Origin of the sequence: Chryseobacterium sp. Y16C, assembly GCF_022488405.1 — a bacterium.
Taxonomy (GTDB): Bacteria; Bacteroidota; Bacteroidia; order Flavobacteriales; family Weeksellaceae; genus Chryseobacterium; species Chryseobacterium geocarposphaerae.
Genome location: NZ_CP092711.1, coordinates 3,782,950 through 3,798,462 on the forward strand (window position 1 = coordinate 3,782,950; position 15,513 = coordinate 3,798,462).

Genomic DNA, 15,513 nt, shown 5'->3' on the forward strand with positions numbered 1-15,513 from the left:
ATTCAGAATGACAGAAACAATCCTTAAATTTGTATCACTTTGAATTCTCAAACTATGAATACCAAACAGGAAAAACTGGAAGCTTTCGGAAGATTATTAGATATTATGGATGACTTGCGTGAAAAATGTCCGTGGGATCAGAAGCAGACTTTACAATCACTCCGTCATCTGACTTTGGAAGAAACCTATGAACTTTCAGATGCGATCTTGCAGGAAGATCTGCAGGAAATAAAAAAGGAGCTTGGAGATGTTCTGCTGCATTTGGTTTTTTATGCTAAAATCGGTTCGGAAAAAGAAAGTTTTGATATTGCAGATGTCATTAATTCACTGAATGAAAAGCTGATTTTCCGCCATCCTCATATTTATGGAGATATAGAAGTAAAAGATGAAGAAGAAGTGAAACAGAACTGGGAAAAATTAAAACTGAAAGAGGGCAACAAATCTATTTTGGGAGGAGTTCCTAAAAGTCTGCCTAGTTTGGTAAAAGCGTATAGAATTCAGGATAAGGTAAAAGGAATAGGTTTTGAGTTTCACGATGCGGAAGATGCCTGGAAAAAGGTGGATGAAGAAATTCAGGAGTTTCATGCGGAAACAGATCTTGATAAAAAAGAGCAGGAGTTGGGAGATGTATTTTTTTCATTGATCAATTACGCAAGAATTTCCGGTATCAACCCGGATTCGGCATTAGAAAGAACCAATTTAAAATTCATCTCAAGATTCCAGAAAATGGAAAACTTAGCGGCTGAAGAAGGCCTAAAACTTGCAGATATGACCTTGGAAGAAATGGATCTTCTTTGGGAAAAAGCTAAACTTTTGCAATAAATGAAGGTACAAAATCCGATACATCATCGATTTCAATACTTGTTGGAATTCAAAGAAACGGAAAGGAAATGGCATTTTCCTTTTCTTGCAGCCTTGTGCATTGGAAGTTGCTTGCTTATCGGATATTTTTTAGGAAAGCCAAATTATGGAGCGCTCTCCAGTTTGGGAGCACTAACGATCTTATATTTTACTTCGGCTCCGATGACGCAGAGAATGATCCATTTGGTCGTTTGTGCATTCGGAATTGTATTTTCCTTTACGGTAAGTTCTTTTTTCAGCTTTAATGCTTATTTTGCCGCATTGTCATTGGGGATTGTTTCGTTTTTGGCCCATTTTATTTCATCTTATTTTAAAATTCCTCCACCTGGAAACTTTTTCTTCATTATGGTTGCTGCGATGGCAAGTACCTATAAATTTGATTTGAACTTTATTCCAACCAGAGTGGGACTTGTTGCGATGGGAGCAACTTTATCATGTTCATTAGCTTTTTTATATTCGGTTTTTATTGAAAAAAGTAATGTAGTTACGGTTTCCAGAAGAGCATTCAAGAAAAGAAGATATACCAAATTTGTGGAGAGTGCCATCATCGGATTTTTCATGGCTTCGACTTTAATTATTGGGCATCTTTTAAAATTTGAAAATACCTATTGGATTTCTATCGCTGCAGTAGCGATTATTCAAGGAAGGAACTTTGAACATGTCCGGCAAAGGAATATGCACAGGATTTTAGGAACTTTCATCGGGATTGGTTTGGCCTGGCTGATTCTTTTGTTTGATCCCGAAAAGATCGTAATGATCATTATTATAATGGTTTTACAGTTCATTATTGAATTATTAATTGTAAGAAATTATGGTTTTGCGGTCATTTTTATTACCCCATTAACGATTCTTCTGGCGGAAACAGGAAGTGAGATTCACCATGATCTTGAAAAGCTGATGCATGCAAGACTGATAGATACCGTTATAGGAAGCTTAATCGGTTTGGCTGCAGGTTTTTTTCTGCACCATCAGCAGATTATTAATAATTTAGAGAAAAATATCAGATTTTCTTATTTCCAGTTTAAAAAATTAAAAAAATAGATATGTTACGTATTGTTGTTGTATCGGCACTTTTGTTGTGGAGCTGTAACCCAAAAGCTCAGGATTCGCCTAAGACGGATGAGTTGCAAGTAGAGTTTTCTCTGCCTAAAAAACTGAAAGAAGTTTCGGGAATTGCTTTATCCCAAGACAAAAAAACAATTTGGGCCATAGAAGATCAAGGGAATAAAAATGTTGTGTACGGATTGGATATGCAGGGAAATCTTCTGAAGGATGTTCTAGTGGAAAATGCTGAAAACAATGATTGGGAAGATATTACAAAAGATACCCAGGGAAATATCTATTTAGGTGATTTTGGAAATAATGATAATAATCGGCAGAATCTCTCTATTTTAAAATTAGACTTGAAGACTCCATCTCAGGCAACGACAAAAGTTATTCAGACTACAAAATTTCATTACGAAGGTCAGACAGAGTTTCCGCCAAAGAAATCGAATTGGCTGTATGATTGTGAAGCTTTTGTGGAAATGGATGGAAACTTCTATCTCTTTACAAAAAACAGAAGCAAAGGTTTTGACGGGACTTTTCTGGTTTTCAAGATTCCTAATAAAGAAGGCGATTTTGAAGCGATGTTGATAGGAAAGTTGAAGCTAAACGGCAAATACAGTGATGCAGCGATCACTTCCGCCACTATCAACAGCACAAAAGATAAAATAGTCTTATTAAACCATAAAAATATTCATGTACTTTCTGGATTTACAGCAAACGATTTCAGTACAGCTAAAATTCAGAAAATTTCATTGAATCATAATTCTCAAAAAGAAGCAGTTGTTTTTCTGGATGACAAAACCCTGCTGATTGCTGATGAAAAAGATAAAGATACGGGAGGGAATATTTATAAATTCAATTTGAGATAAAAAAATAAATCCGCAGAAATTCTCTGCGGATTTTTTATGTTTTAAAAAGTCATACCTATTCCTCCGGAAATTCTTCCGCCATCGGAACCTGTGAAATAATTCAATCTTGCAGAAAATGTTTCTACAATGCTCATCCAGAAACCGCCACCAATAGACTGGTGCCATTTCCTTGAATCTTCATGATCATTCCAGACTCTACCGATGTCATATCCTATCAGAATTCCCATGTTTGCAGGAACAATAGGGTTTCTTACCCTCCCAAAATCCCATCGGATTTCAGAGTTGTTGGTAAAATAGGATCGTCCTGAAAACCGGTCATTTCTGAAAGCTCTCATTCCGTTGTTGCCACCGATACTTGCGGCCTGATAGAATTCAAAGTTGTTATTGTTGATCCACATGGCATTGGTGGAATTCGCCAGTACGAAGTTTCCTCTTTTATCAAGTCTGTGATCAATAGAAAGTGAACCGTTGAGAATAAGGAAATTTTTGTCAATATTTGAAAGATTGGTTTTCCAGTCTGCATTCACAACAAGCTCCATTCCTAGAGTAGGAAAAGCTGTATTGTCTAAATTTTTGTAGCTGAATGTATAATTAGCTCCGGCAAATTGCTGGCTATTGAACACCTCCTGGTTAACATCCGGAGAAACGTCTACAAAACGATTGCCTTTTCTCTGCACCTTATTGTTTTCAAACGTAAGCTGAAACTGATGTTGCAGATTCATCCAGCTTTTTTTAGAAATAGACGGAGCAAAATTGAGTTTTGAGATTCTCGCTCTGTTATACTTCCGGTCTGTACTTTCTTTATCATATTCACTTTCATTGGATAACCCGAAAAAGTTTTCAGAGAATCGGGGAGTGGTGTACAATGCATCAATATTAAAATCCCATCCGGCGATTGTTTTTTTGAAAATTCCTTTATAAGCGAGATTAAAGCCGGCTGTAGCAGTATAAAAGTTGGCTTTTAAGCTGTGCTTTTGTGTGTAAGGATCACGAATGAAGTTATTAACGGTATAATTGACTAATGCACCAATGATCACTCCGTCATCAGGATTATAATCAGCATTAGGATAACCAGCTACAAAATTGTATTTCGGATGCTTATAATTATAAGTATTAATATCATAATCATCAGAAATTTTCTTTGTTCCTTCACCGTTATAAGTATTTTTCTGTGATTTGAAATCGTATATCTTTACTTTGCTTCCGTTGGCAACAGTATACGTGTCATGATTATAACCTCCTATTAATCTGATGTTTATCTTTGGGCGACCATCTCCCGAAACTTCATAAATGTCATCATCTTCCAGCCCATAGATCCAAAGTTCTTTGGTTTTTGAATCGTCATACGTTTTTTCGAAAACAAGTTCCGGGTTTTCTTTATTCTTATCAAGCTTATACTGCTGTACAAGAACTGAGTTTCCAGTTTTGGTAATGACAAATTTGTCAGGATTTACGGTTCCGGCTAATGGTACTTTTTCCTGTAAAACGTTATAATATTGAACCGCATAATCCTGCAGTTTTGTTTTTCTGGATTTTAATTTTCGCTGTATATCTGCAAGCGTTTCATCCTGTACCTCTTTGGGAATATTGGTAAATGCTTCGTCAATATTTTTATCCGTAAGATGTTCCTGAATGTATTTGGCCTGAGAAATCCAGTCTTCCTGAGTTGCTCCTTTTAAGAATATTAAATCTAACGGATAAGGTTCCATATTCATCCATTTTACATTTTTAATATCTTCTTTAAAAGTTTTCATATGTCGGATCGCCGGAATGTTCATGATGATTTTGAAAGCTGCTCCGTCATATTTACTGAAAGCCTGATCTCTGTCTCTCGGAATCGGTTTGTAAATAACTTTGTCGCCGTTTTCATATTCCGCCCATTTCCATTGATCGGAATGTCTGTCCCAGTCACCGATCAGCATATCAAAGATTCTTGCACGGATGTAAGATTCCTTATCAATTGAATATTTGTAGTTTTTATTTAAATTTTTAAGCACATCATCCGTAGAAAGAATGTCTTTTGCATTATCCAGTGAAGCCAGTGTTTTCGCATCTGAAGAAAAACGTTCTTCAATCATATACATTTCATCACCATACGACTGATTATATTCACCTAAAGCCTGTTGTTTAGGGATATAATATAATCTTGGATTGGAATGGGGAATATCAAGCTTCTCAGCAAGATTTCCTACTGAAAAAGGCGTGAAAGGATGATTGGTCGTATAAAAATCCAGTAAGAATTTATCCGGGAAAGTGTTGTTCAGTTCGTTTCCGAAAGTGCTTTTCTTGAAAGCCATATTATTCAGAAAACGGACAGCACTTTTTTTAACGCCTCTCATTACAAATTCCTGCCCATCCTGAGCTTTTAGGCGCAAACTGTTCGACTGGTTTCCGCCTCCTTCCCTGAAAGGTGTATATCCTCCGTCAAGCGTTGAAATATTTGCCGTAGGAGCTTCAATCGGTATTCCGTAATATTTTCTGTAATGTTCACCCCAAAGCCATCTGTAAATCGGTCCCTTTTGTGTTAATTTTTTAGGATAAATGGTAGAAGTGACGGTAGAAGGAAATGAGTTAGGGTAATTATTGATAAATTCTTTAGGTTTTTCAATCACCTGAACATGGGTAAGTTTTTGCAGCGTATTATCTTTTGTTGAAAAATATTCGATATCCGAACTCTGATCTTTTCTGATATTCAATATGGCAAAACCACTTCCTCCATAGGAAAAATCTGTTCTTGAACCGATTGTTACAGGATCTACTTTTGAACCAGCCCCACTGACGATCTGCCGGATGTTTCTCTCTTCATGATATTGAAGATTATGATCATGCCCCGAAACAAAAATGATATTTTCCTTTTCCTGAACAATACTTTTTAATCGGTTGGCTAAATCAGCGTAATGCTGGTTGTTGATATCTTCCGGGTTGGCTCCGGAAGAGCTTCTTAAAATATTGATGATGCTTGCAATTCCGGGAAGAGGAATTTTTGAGTTTAAAGGAAAAAGATGAGAAGCAGCAGAGTTATATCCTGCATGAGTTCCGCTGCTGATCACAGGATGATGCAGCGCAACAATAATTCTTTTATCCTGATTTTTATTAACAAGGTCTTTAAATTCAGTGAAAAGATCTTCTCGGGTTTTAATGTCGCAGTTTTTATTGATTCCGGGATAATTGTCCCAGTTGGCCAGTACCCATTCTGTATCGATTACAATTAATTTAATATCTTTTGTCAGGCTGATATCATCCAGAGGACAGGAATTTTTGGGTAGGAATGCTTTTTTATCATTAAAATAATTTTTTACAAGCTCTTCCTGAGCTTTTAATCCATCAAGGCCATTATACCAATCATGATTTCCTGGAATTACCAATGTTTTTCCTTTGAAATTTTTGGTAATGTTCAATTGATTGTCCAGTTTTTGTTTTGCGAGTGCGTAATCTTTATCAGATTCTTTGGGCATTCCGCTAGGATAAATATTATCTCCCAGAAAAATAAGCATCGAATTTTTATCGGCAGAATCCAGTTTTGATTTTAATAAGCCCAATGTCTGCTGAGCCTGAGGTTCATCAGCATTTCCTGCGTCACCTATCAGGAAAATTTTGAAATCATTTTCAGCTGTATGATCAGAATGTTTTATTTCAGATAAGTTTTTACCCTTTTTTACGTTATATGTTGCGCAGGAATAGAGTACTCCTGCAGATAATACCGTTCTTACGACAACGGACGTATTTTTTAGATGAGTTTTAAAGGATAAATTCATAAATTTACAATAACAAAATTTCAGTGATGAGCATTTTACAAAAAGCCAAAGATTATGTTGAAATCTTATTCAAAGATAAGTTATCTTCGGTATATTTTTATCATAATTTTATTCATACTACCTATACGGTCAACAAGGCCGAAGAAATCTTAAAGCATACTCCGGTTTCAGAACAGGATCAGGAGAAAGTTTTGCTTGCTCTTTGGTTTCATGATACGGGGTACATAGAATGTGCACAGAACCATGAAGAAAAAGGAGTCGAGATTATGAAAGACTTTTTGAAAAAAGAAAATTATCCTGAAAACTATATTGAGGATGTTGCCAAGCTTATTTTAGCGACCAAGATTACGTATGAACCTCAGAATCTGCTGGAACAAATTGTAAAAGATTCGGATTGCAGCCATTTTGCAAGCCACGATTATAACGATATTTCTGATGCATTAAGAAAAGAATGGGAGCTTACCAATGTGAGATGTTTTTCCAATGATGAATGGAATGCAGGAAATCTTGAAATGCTGAAGAATAAACATAAATTCTATACCGACTATGCAAAAACTGCTTGGCAGCCTTTAAAAGAGAAGAATATCAAGAAAATTGAGAAAAAGTTGGAGAAAGAAGAAGGAAAGGAAAATAAAAAAGAGAGTTCTGAAAATAAAAAAGAAAAAGAGCCTAAATCTGACAGAAGTGTGGATACTTTGTTCAGAGTAACTTTGAGCAATCATACAAGGCTGAGTGATATTGCGGACAGCAAAGCGAATATCTTATTGTCTGTAAATGCGATCATTATTTCGGTTTGTCTTTCTGTACTGGTTCCCAAACTGGATACTCCTAAAAACTCACATTTGATCATTCCGAGCTTTATCCTTTTGTTATCGGCTGTTTTAACGATTATATTTGCTATTTTATCTACAAAGCCCAATGTTACGCAGGCAAGATTCACCATGCAGGATGTTGCAGACCGAAAAGTAAATCTTTTATTCTTTGGTAACTTTAATAGAATGATTTTCGATGATTACCAGAGCGCGATGAACATTTTGATCAAAGATCGTGATTACATTTACGATTCGATGGTAAAAGATTTATATTATCTGGGGAAAGTACTTGACCGAAAATACAGGCTTTTGTCTATAACCTATAAAATCTTTATGGCAGGAATTATCATTTCCGTATTATCTTTCGGATATGCTTTTCTTTCACTGTAATTATTATTTTAAATTTAAAAACTGATGATTGTAAGACAGCGTACCAACTGGCTGAAAATGCTTTTTATATGGAGAGGTTCTGTATTAAAGAAAATTATTGTTCAGCTTTTTACCATCACGTTGTTTTCTTTGGCCATCTATTTTTTCAAAGGAAAAATTTTTGATTATAAAGTTCATCTGAATCCGACAATTTTTACTTTGATCGGGCTGGCTCTTGCTATCTTTATGGGATTTTGCAACACAGCAAGCTATGACCGTTACTGGGAAGGAAGAAAACTTTGGGGATTGTTGGTGATTGAAACCCGGTCTTTAACCCGTCAAATTTTCTCTTTGGTAGATGGACCACAAAATGAGGAAAAACAAAAAATTGTAAGAATGATTTCTGCTTTTTGCTGGTCTTTAAATTATCAGTTAAGAAATAAACCAGGGACAGAGCATCTTTCGAGGCTGCTTTCTCCGGAGCAGGTAGAAAAGCTGAATGGGAAAAAATTTATTCCCGGTATTATTTTAGGGTTTATTGCAGACTGGATCAAAGAGCAGAACAGAAAAGGAAATATTGATACCATTGTTTTAACGCAGCTAGATCATCAGTTGAATCAATTTTCGAGTATTTCCGGAGGTTGTGAAAGAATTTATAATACACCATTACCCTTTGCGTATAGTGTTTTACTGCATCGTACCGTATATTTTTACTGTTTTTGGCTTCCTTTTGGATTGGTTGACACATTGGGCTGGATGATGCCTCTGATTGTTGGCTTGATAAGTTATACCTTTATCGCATTAGATGCGATTATTCAGGAAATTGCAGAACCTTTTGGTGAAGAAGAAAATGACCTTGCCCTGAATACTATTTGCAGAACAATTGAGTTTTCTATTTTTGAGCAGGCAGAAATTCCACAAGAGGAGCTTAAGGTAGCAGATTCCTATTTTATTGATTAATCATGTTTTGGGTAAGAATAGAAACCCTTAATGCTAAAAGCCCTGTAATTCCTTGTAAATCTTCCACTTTTAAAAATTCTACATCATGGTGAAGAACATTTTTTTTCTGTAATTTACTGATGTAATCCAAATATTCTTTTTGATTTTCCATTCCGAAATAGACTATGGTAACTTTCCCCGGGCAAGTAATCCTTTCGGTGGAATCTTTGATATGAGCTTTATCCAAACGCTTTTTAACGATCTCATAATACGAATTATAAGCACCATCTATATCAAAACGTTTTTCATCCATTCTGAAACGGATATCAACTTTCTCGTTATACACAAATATTAAAGAGGCTATATCCAAAGGAACGGGCAGGTTTGTTTTGAAGTTTTGAAACTCCTGTTCCAGCGTACAAACGGTCTTCAATTGCCAGTATCTCAATCTGTGGACTACTTTTGAGGTATAATGAAGTTCAGGAGCAATTGTATTGCCAATATATAAGTTATGTTCAACGCCATCAGACTTAAATCTTTCGTAGTAATGAGGAAATATCTGTTGTGCCTTAATTTGGTTTTCATCCAGAATATCTGCCAGTTTTCTGTTGACCAATGTGATGGATTCATCCAGATTTTTTCTGCGATTATAGAAAAGATGATTTTGAACGAATACTTTTGAGAAATAGTCTTTAATTTTGGATTTTATTTCTTTAGTACCTTTTATTTCCAGTTTTCCCTGTAAAAAAGGATGGATTTCATCTCTTAAAAGTCTTTGAAAACGCTGCTCCGTATCTGCTTTGATGTCATTGTTCAGTTCGTTTTCAAAAATATCTAATGCCAGTAAATATTTTTCTGAATCTGAGTTGATGAGCGAAAAAAGATCATGAAGACTTTCTATCTGTTCATTTAGATCTTCAAGTATTAAATTATAACGCTTTTCAGACGAAGAACGGATATCAGAAAAACCAAAAAGCGGAGTCAGATTTTTAAACGAAATCTGCTTCAATGTATACATTTTCCGGCCTAAAAAGGCATTGTAATACTTTTCGGCCTCGTTTCTGAATTTCCATACTACACTATCATGGATTGTAGTATATTCTCTTTGAATAATGGCTTCAATCTGGTTATTTCTTTCAAAAGTAAACCTGCTTAAAGAAAAAAGAATCATATCCGCAAAGAATTCAAGCTTTTTGAGCTTCAGTCCGTTGAAACTGTATGCTATAGGAGAAGTAAACTCCATAATTGCAAGAAGTTCATTGTCTTTCATGATAGGGATTACCATGAAGCTGTTGATATTATTATTTTTTAAAATACTAAAGGAAGGGAGTTTTTTTATTTCATGATCTAAATGGTCAACATTTGAAATAACAACAGGTTTGGAATTATGACTCAGATTATTGAACGTACTTTCCCTAACCTCCTGATCAAAAGTATTGATCCAGAAATCGAGAATGTGATTGGTAAAGACGTTCTCATAGATCGGAACATTTTCCAGTCTTTTTTCTTTTTTGTTGAAAAGCATTAACCCGAAATTAAGCTCAGAAACATCAAAATAAGATTTGAAAATTTCCTTCAGATTTTCATCAGGAACAAGATTCTCCGGATCAATTTTAATCATGGTTGATTTTAAATCCGATAACGCCACTTCTGAAGTGCAGTCTACCAGAGAAATAATGGTAAACCCACTTAATATCCATGATTTTGAAGGGAAATATTTTTTCCATAATGCAGTATCATCCAGATTTTCCAAAAGCATATCTATAACAGCATCCGGGGGAATTGGAGCATCAGGAGTAGGATAAACCTCCGAAAAATCGGAATTTACCGTAATTTTATAATGTTTCATGATTCCCTGTTTATTGGGAATATCATAATAAAAGGGTAGTGTGGACTTGATATCTCTTTTGAAATAGGTCTGTAAGATGAGACAGCAGCAGAAAACATAAAACTCATCATCATCAATGTTTCTGAGCTCAATTTCAAAATCTTTTCCTGCTTCTTTCAGAATATTTTTGAATCGCTCGGTATAATTGAACGTAATATTGGAAAGCGGAATACTTGCCGCTTTTATTTCATTATTCGTTAAACCGGTAGGAAACAGGTCGGCTAGTAAAAGCTTGATAATATCCTCATATTTGTCTAGTAATGACACATCCTGAAAGCCATTTTTCAGCTCCTGAAAATTGTTGGTCTTCTCGATTAGGGATTCGGCATAATTGGCACGATACTCTAACCTGTCATTATAACGGATATGTTCCAACACATCCAAATACTTTTTGAATGATATGTAAACCTGAAATGGAGCGTCTTTTTTATAAAGATTTGCCAACAACTGAAATTTAGAGTAAAGTTATGAAAAAAATAGATTTTTTCAGGGATGAAAAGCCAGAGAAATGTGAGATTTACGAATGTATCTGAAATTAAATGAAATCACGTTTTATATGTTCAATAAAAAATGAAGACTATTGTTATTGTGATAATTAAAAAGGAGATCTTGTGCTATTAAACTTTTACTTTAAGCCGGTGAATATTCTTTATTTCATTATTATCCACTGATTGTATGTAGCTTCTCCTCCAACTCCTTTTATATAGAACTTTTTACCTTCTTTTTTAATGTGAAATTTTGGATCTATTGAAATGCAGGACAGTTGATCATCAGCATAATATACTTCTAGCATATTATTTTTTTCAATTGCAAAATATTTCCCGTCACATAAATTCGATTCATGATAGGTCGTTAATGAGAGATTGGTTGCTCCCTTTTTTATATTAAAATTGTAAGAAATAGATGCCATTCCGGTCGTGTTAGCTTCTGTTTCTACTGAAACAGAGTGAGCACCATCATAATTTTCAGTACTATTATTTATACTGTTGAATTTATCTTTCTGAATTAAACCAACTTCAAAAGCCAATACATCTTCCGGAATTTTCGATGTTTCTGTTTCATTAATTAGTCTCCATGTAGCATTTTCATATAAATAAAAAGAAGTTTTTGCACCAGGCTTAAGGTCAAACTCGTCAGACTCTTTATCTATATAAGAAATATATTTGCTTGGAAGGTAGGAAGCAATAATATAGTAATCGTTAGTATTTAATAATTTTTTTATATTGTCTGATTGATAAGCTGCATCTTCTGGATTGGGATATTTAGAAAAGTAGCCATTTTCATTTTTCACATTCCAGAAATACTGAATAGCATTAGCTTTTCCAATGTAATCAATTGAAAAACCACCAAGCTTTTTGTCAGAAAAAGTATAGGTAGGAAAAGGATTTGGAGCGTCCTGAATTATGGGTTTCGGATCTTGGTATTTTTTGTTTAAGAATTCGATTACCGGATCATTAGCATTTTTAATTTCATTGTTTTTGTTTTCTTCTTTTTTTATAGAAGTTTTAACCTTATTATCTTTCTTACATCCTGTATAGAAGAATGTAGAAAAAATAACTAGAAGTAAAAATTGTTGTAAGATATTTTTCAAGGTTTAGGATAATTATTTCAATTTTTTGTAAGCATTTAATTTTTCTCGGGATTGACTAAAAAATATAATGAATTTCCTAAAGTAAAATATTGCCTGATCATAAATGTAAATAATATTATAGCTATTTTATCCTACTTTTATGTACATAACCCTGCTTCCCATTTTTCGTTTTAATAAGCCACCAATCTCCAGATTGATCTAAAACTTCTATTTGCTCTCCTGAGTTTATTTTTTCTAAAACTTCAGAAGATGTATTTTTATCTTTCCTTAGGTTGGTATACCCATCATTGTCGTGAATAAAATATTCTGTATTTTCACCTTTAATGATATAAGATTTAAAAAACGGTCTATATTTTATATTGTAAAGGGATAGTTCATTTTTATCAAGTTTATTCAAAATATTATCATCGATATATCTGTATAGATTATAATACATTGTTGTTTTATTTTTCCAGCCAGTATCATAAGATGGAGAAAAAATGGCTTCAATTTTTTCACATTGCTCAATTCGTTTTTTCAAGTCTGGAATCGAGAATTTATTGACAACATCCTCACTGATTAATAGGGCATCTTTTTGAAAATCAATATCTACAATATTCTTATCAAAATAGTCTTTATTGGTCAGAAATGCCAGCGGAAGATTTTGGTTGATATAATCAACGAGTTTATTTTGCTTGTATTTATATTCTCCTATAATAAAATAAGAAGGTTTATAGAGAAATAACTGAAATAAATCAAGTTCATAATCTTCAAGGTAATATCCTAAGTTCTGATCTTTAAAAATAAGTGATAAAAAATAATAAGATCTTATATCATCCAATTGTTGTATCCGAACGAGTAACAACTTGATAAAAAACACCTGTTCATATTGACCCTGATCAAAATTTCTACTGGCTAAAAATTGAAAAAAGCTATTTCTGAAGGACTGGTCTTCTAAAGAACTGACTTCTATTTGTTCTATATATTCTCCGTTATACTTGTATTTATTAAAATCTAAATCTTCAATAAAGGAATTGGAAACATTGATTCCATCTTTTAATTTGTCATTTATATTCATTGGAGCTGTTGTATTTTTTGATGTTTCAGATATTTTGTCCTTACAACTTATCATTAAAGGCAAAAAAAGGATAAGAAAAAATTTAATAAAACTTTTCATATTATTTTTTTATAGTTACTTTACCGGGCTTCACATTGGGATTATTTTTCTTAAAATCTACCCACCAATCATAGAGAGCTTTTGCATCATCATCCCAAACTCTTATACACCCTTGGGTTCTTTTTAATGTTTTAACTTCATATCCTTCTTGGCGTCCTCCGTGAATTCTTATGGCAGATCTTCCACTTTTTGCTGCTTCATCTTTGTTTCCGGCGATAGGCTCAAAAACAAGTCTCGGATTGGGGCCATATGATTTTCTATTCTCTTTGTTGGATTGATAAAAAGGAGTGCTCTGATTGATCTGAAACTCTCCAAAAGGAACATCCGAATTGGTTTTCATGTGATCTTCACCGGCAATTCCCTCCAATAAACAGTCGTTAAAAGTTAAGACAATTTTTTGGTTATGATCGTACACTTCAATTTTTCCCCTTCTACAATTTTTTCTAACTTCAGTTCTTTCTATGTGGGTACATTTACTTCCTGTATATTTCTCTGTGATTATGACGTTCCATGTACCTTTGTCCAAAGTAGGTTGGGTAGTGGCAGGTTCACTTTTATTACACTCGAAAAATTTCACTTTATTTTGCTTTCCTTCTTCATAAAATTTTGAAATACTTTTTTCTATTTCCCAAATATAAGTTTTCCCTTCTCCATCATATTGCTTCTCTCCATTTTCGAACCATATTTTCTTTTCATCATACAATTCTTGGAAAGTTTCGGTTTTCCCATTACTTCTTTTTATTTTAATATTTTTATGAATTTTTCCTTCAAAATAGAATGCAGGATTTTGACGATATCCATAATGTCTTGACTTGCTTAAATCAGTTAGGTTTCCACTTTTGGTATATGCAAGAGGATATTTGTTATCAAAGACTATATGATTAGGTTGATTTCCTTTACCTACATCAACTGGCATTAGGATAGATAAATAAAAATCTGTAAGAGCGTTTATTTTATCTTTTTTCTTCGCCAGATACTTTTCTACATAATCTAACTGTTGAATGGCTGTCATCTTCAGTAATTCTGCTTGGGTAGTACCAACAGATTTAGCTGTAGATTCTCCAAATTGTATCAGTCCGACATAGCTTGTTCCCTTACCGGCAGTAGGAGAGAACTTTTTTCCTGTTTCTAGTGCCATTCCGGCCATAAGTAGATTGGGATCTTTTCCTAACCTTTTGGCAATTTCAACTACTTTTTTTCTAAACTCACAGCTTACTTTTCCTCCCCATATCAAATCTTTATATTGTTCTTTGCAAATACAAGTGCTTGGTGCTTTGGTATCAGCATTTACTACCGTAGGACTTTTTTCTGATGGAGGAGGAGGTGCGGGCTTTTGATCTTTTTTTACTGTTCCTTTCGCTTCCGCCCAATCATAAATTTTTTTTCCAATCTCTGAAACAATTCCTGAAATAGCTTCTGTAGTGGTTTCAATAAGTCCGTTTTTTTCTTTTTGGCTTTGTCCTTTTTGGGCAGCCGGAGAACCAGGAGCTTTAGGTTGGGAAGTTGGAAGACCTGGTTTGGGTTGAGGTTTGGCGGGAGGATAAATTTCTTTTGGAGTATTGATGTTTACATTTTCTGAGGCATACTTTTTATTTTCATAGTATTCTACGGTGACATAAAATTCCAGTTGCTTTACGTCGGTTTCACCCTGTATTGCTTTTTTCATCAAAGCTGAAGTGAGTGTAAATTCTGATTTGGCTACTCCATTTATTACTTTTCCCGGTTTACTGTCTACCTGTAAGTTTTTGGCATTATGACCACTGTTTTTAGCATCATCTTCCCAAAGTGTAAATTTAAGATACTTTCCCTCTAAACCTGTACATTGAGCTTCAGCAATAAGCTTTTCTGTAAAATTGAAAACATTTCCAGGAGTATTATTAGCATACTTTAACTGGATGCCATTTATTCTTGGAACATCGCCGGGTTGTGGCTGTACTTCAAGAGCCATTGGAGCCTTGCCTTCAGGTTTATGAAGATAAGCTTCTATTCTGTAGGTATTCTGATAAGCATTATTTTGAAATGTAAAACTGCTGACACCTTTCTTTTTGATATTGGTAGGGATAAATTTCCCACCCGCTTTCTTAAAAAGCTGCCATGTGACCAATGCAGGATTTCTTTTTTCTTTAGGAGTTGCCGGATACCATTCATCAATGGTATAGGTTACAGTTTCTCCTATTTTGGGTTGGGGATTCCCGGAAATTTTATAAACACCTTGTTTTGACATAA

10 protein-coding genes are annotated in these 15,513 nt (G+C 34.3%); 5 read left to right on the top strand and 5 right to left on the bottom strand.

Going from position 1 to position 15,513, the window contains the following annotated elements; translation table 11 throughout:
* Positions 1–54: 54 nt before the first annotated feature.
* The 3 genes from mazG to MKS83_RS17145 are packed head-to-tail and all read left to right on the top strand — an operon-like array spanning position 55 to position 2,777.
* Positions 55–822 (top strand): nucleoside triphosphate pyrophosphohydrolase, encoded by a 768-nt coding sequence (gene mazG, locus MKS83_RS17135; RefSeq protein WP_240580613.1) that lies wholly within the window; start codon positions 55–57, stop codon positions 820–822.
* Positions 823–1,902 carry an FUSC family protein gene (locus tag MKS83_RS17140; RefSeq protein ID WP_240580614.1) on the top strand — a complete coding sequence of 360 codons (1,080 nt, stop codon included), beginning with the start codon at positions 823–825 and terminating at the stop codon, positions 1,900–1,902.
* Between the two features lie 2 nt (positions 1,903–1,904).
* On the top strand, positions 1,905–2,777 hold the full coding sequence (locus MKS83_RS17145; protein WP_240580615.1) for a hypothetical protein: 873 nt from the start codon (positions 1,905–1,907) through the stop codon (positions 2,775–2,777).
* Positions 2,778–2,818: 41 nt separating this feature from the next.
* Here the strand turns inward: MKS83_RS17145 and MKS83_RS17150 are convergent, their stop codons facing one another.
* Positions 2,819–6,532, bottom strand: coding sequence for a metallophosphoesterase (locus tag MKS83_RS17150; RefSeq protein ID WP_240580616.1), 3,714 nt, complete (start codon positions 6,530–6,532; stop codon positions 2,819–2,821).
* Between the two features lie 26 nt (positions 6,533–6,558).
* On the opposite strand from MKS83_RS17150, the gene MKS83_RS17155 reads away from it, so the two are divergent.
* Both MKS83_RS17155 and MKS83_RS17160 read left to right on the top strand, forming a co-directional pair.
* On the top strand, positions 6,559–7,734 hold the full coding sequence (locus tag MKS83_RS17155; protein WP_240580617.1) for a Pycsar system effector family protein: 1,176 nt from the start codon (positions 6,559–6,561) through the stop codon (positions 7,732–7,734).
* A gap of 24 nt (positions 7,735–7,758) precedes the next feature.
* On the top strand, positions 7,759–8,673 hold the full coding sequence (locus MKS83_RS17160) for a bestrophin family protein (RefSeq protein ID WP_240580618.1): 915 nt from the start codon (positions 7,759–7,761) through the stop codon (positions 8,671–8,673).
* Here MKS83_RS17160 and MKS83_RS17165 read toward each other — a convergent pair.
* The 4 genes from MKS83_RS17165 to MKS83_RS17180 all read right to left on the bottom strand — a co-directional run bounded on the left by MKS83_RS17165 (position 8,663) and on the right by MKS83_RS17180 (position 15,511).
* Positions 8,663–10,984 carry a GAF domain-containing protein gene (locus MKS83_RS17165; RefSeq protein WP_240580619.1) on the bottom strand — a complete coding sequence of 774 codons (2,322 nt, stop codon included), beginning with the start codon at positions 10,982–10,984 and terminating at the stop codon, positions 8,663–8,665. The two genes, MKS83_RS17160 and MKS83_RS17165, sit on opposite strands and share 11 nt — an antisense overlap.
* Before the next feature lie 205 nt (positions 10,985–11,189).
* A complete protein-coding gene (locus MKS83_RS17170; RefSeq protein ID WP_240580620.1) occupies positions 11,190–12,131 on the bottom strand; it encodes a hypothetical protein in 942 nt (313 codons plus the stop codon).
* A 121-nt stretch (positions 12,132–12,252) separates the two neighbouring features.
* Positions 12,253–13,287, bottom strand: a complete 1,035-nt coding sequence (locus MKS83_RS17175) for an SH3 domain-containing protein (protein ID WP_240580621.1) — start codon at positions 13,285–13,287, stop codon at positions 12,253–12,255.
* A gap of 1 nt (position 13,288) precedes the next feature.
* On the bottom strand, positions 13,289–15,511 hold the full coding sequence (locus MKS83_RS17180; protein ID WP_240580622.1) for a L,D-transpeptidase: 2,223 nt from the start codon (positions 15,509–15,511) through the stop codon (positions 13,289–13,291).
* Positions 15,512–15,513 lie beyond the last annotated feature (2 nt).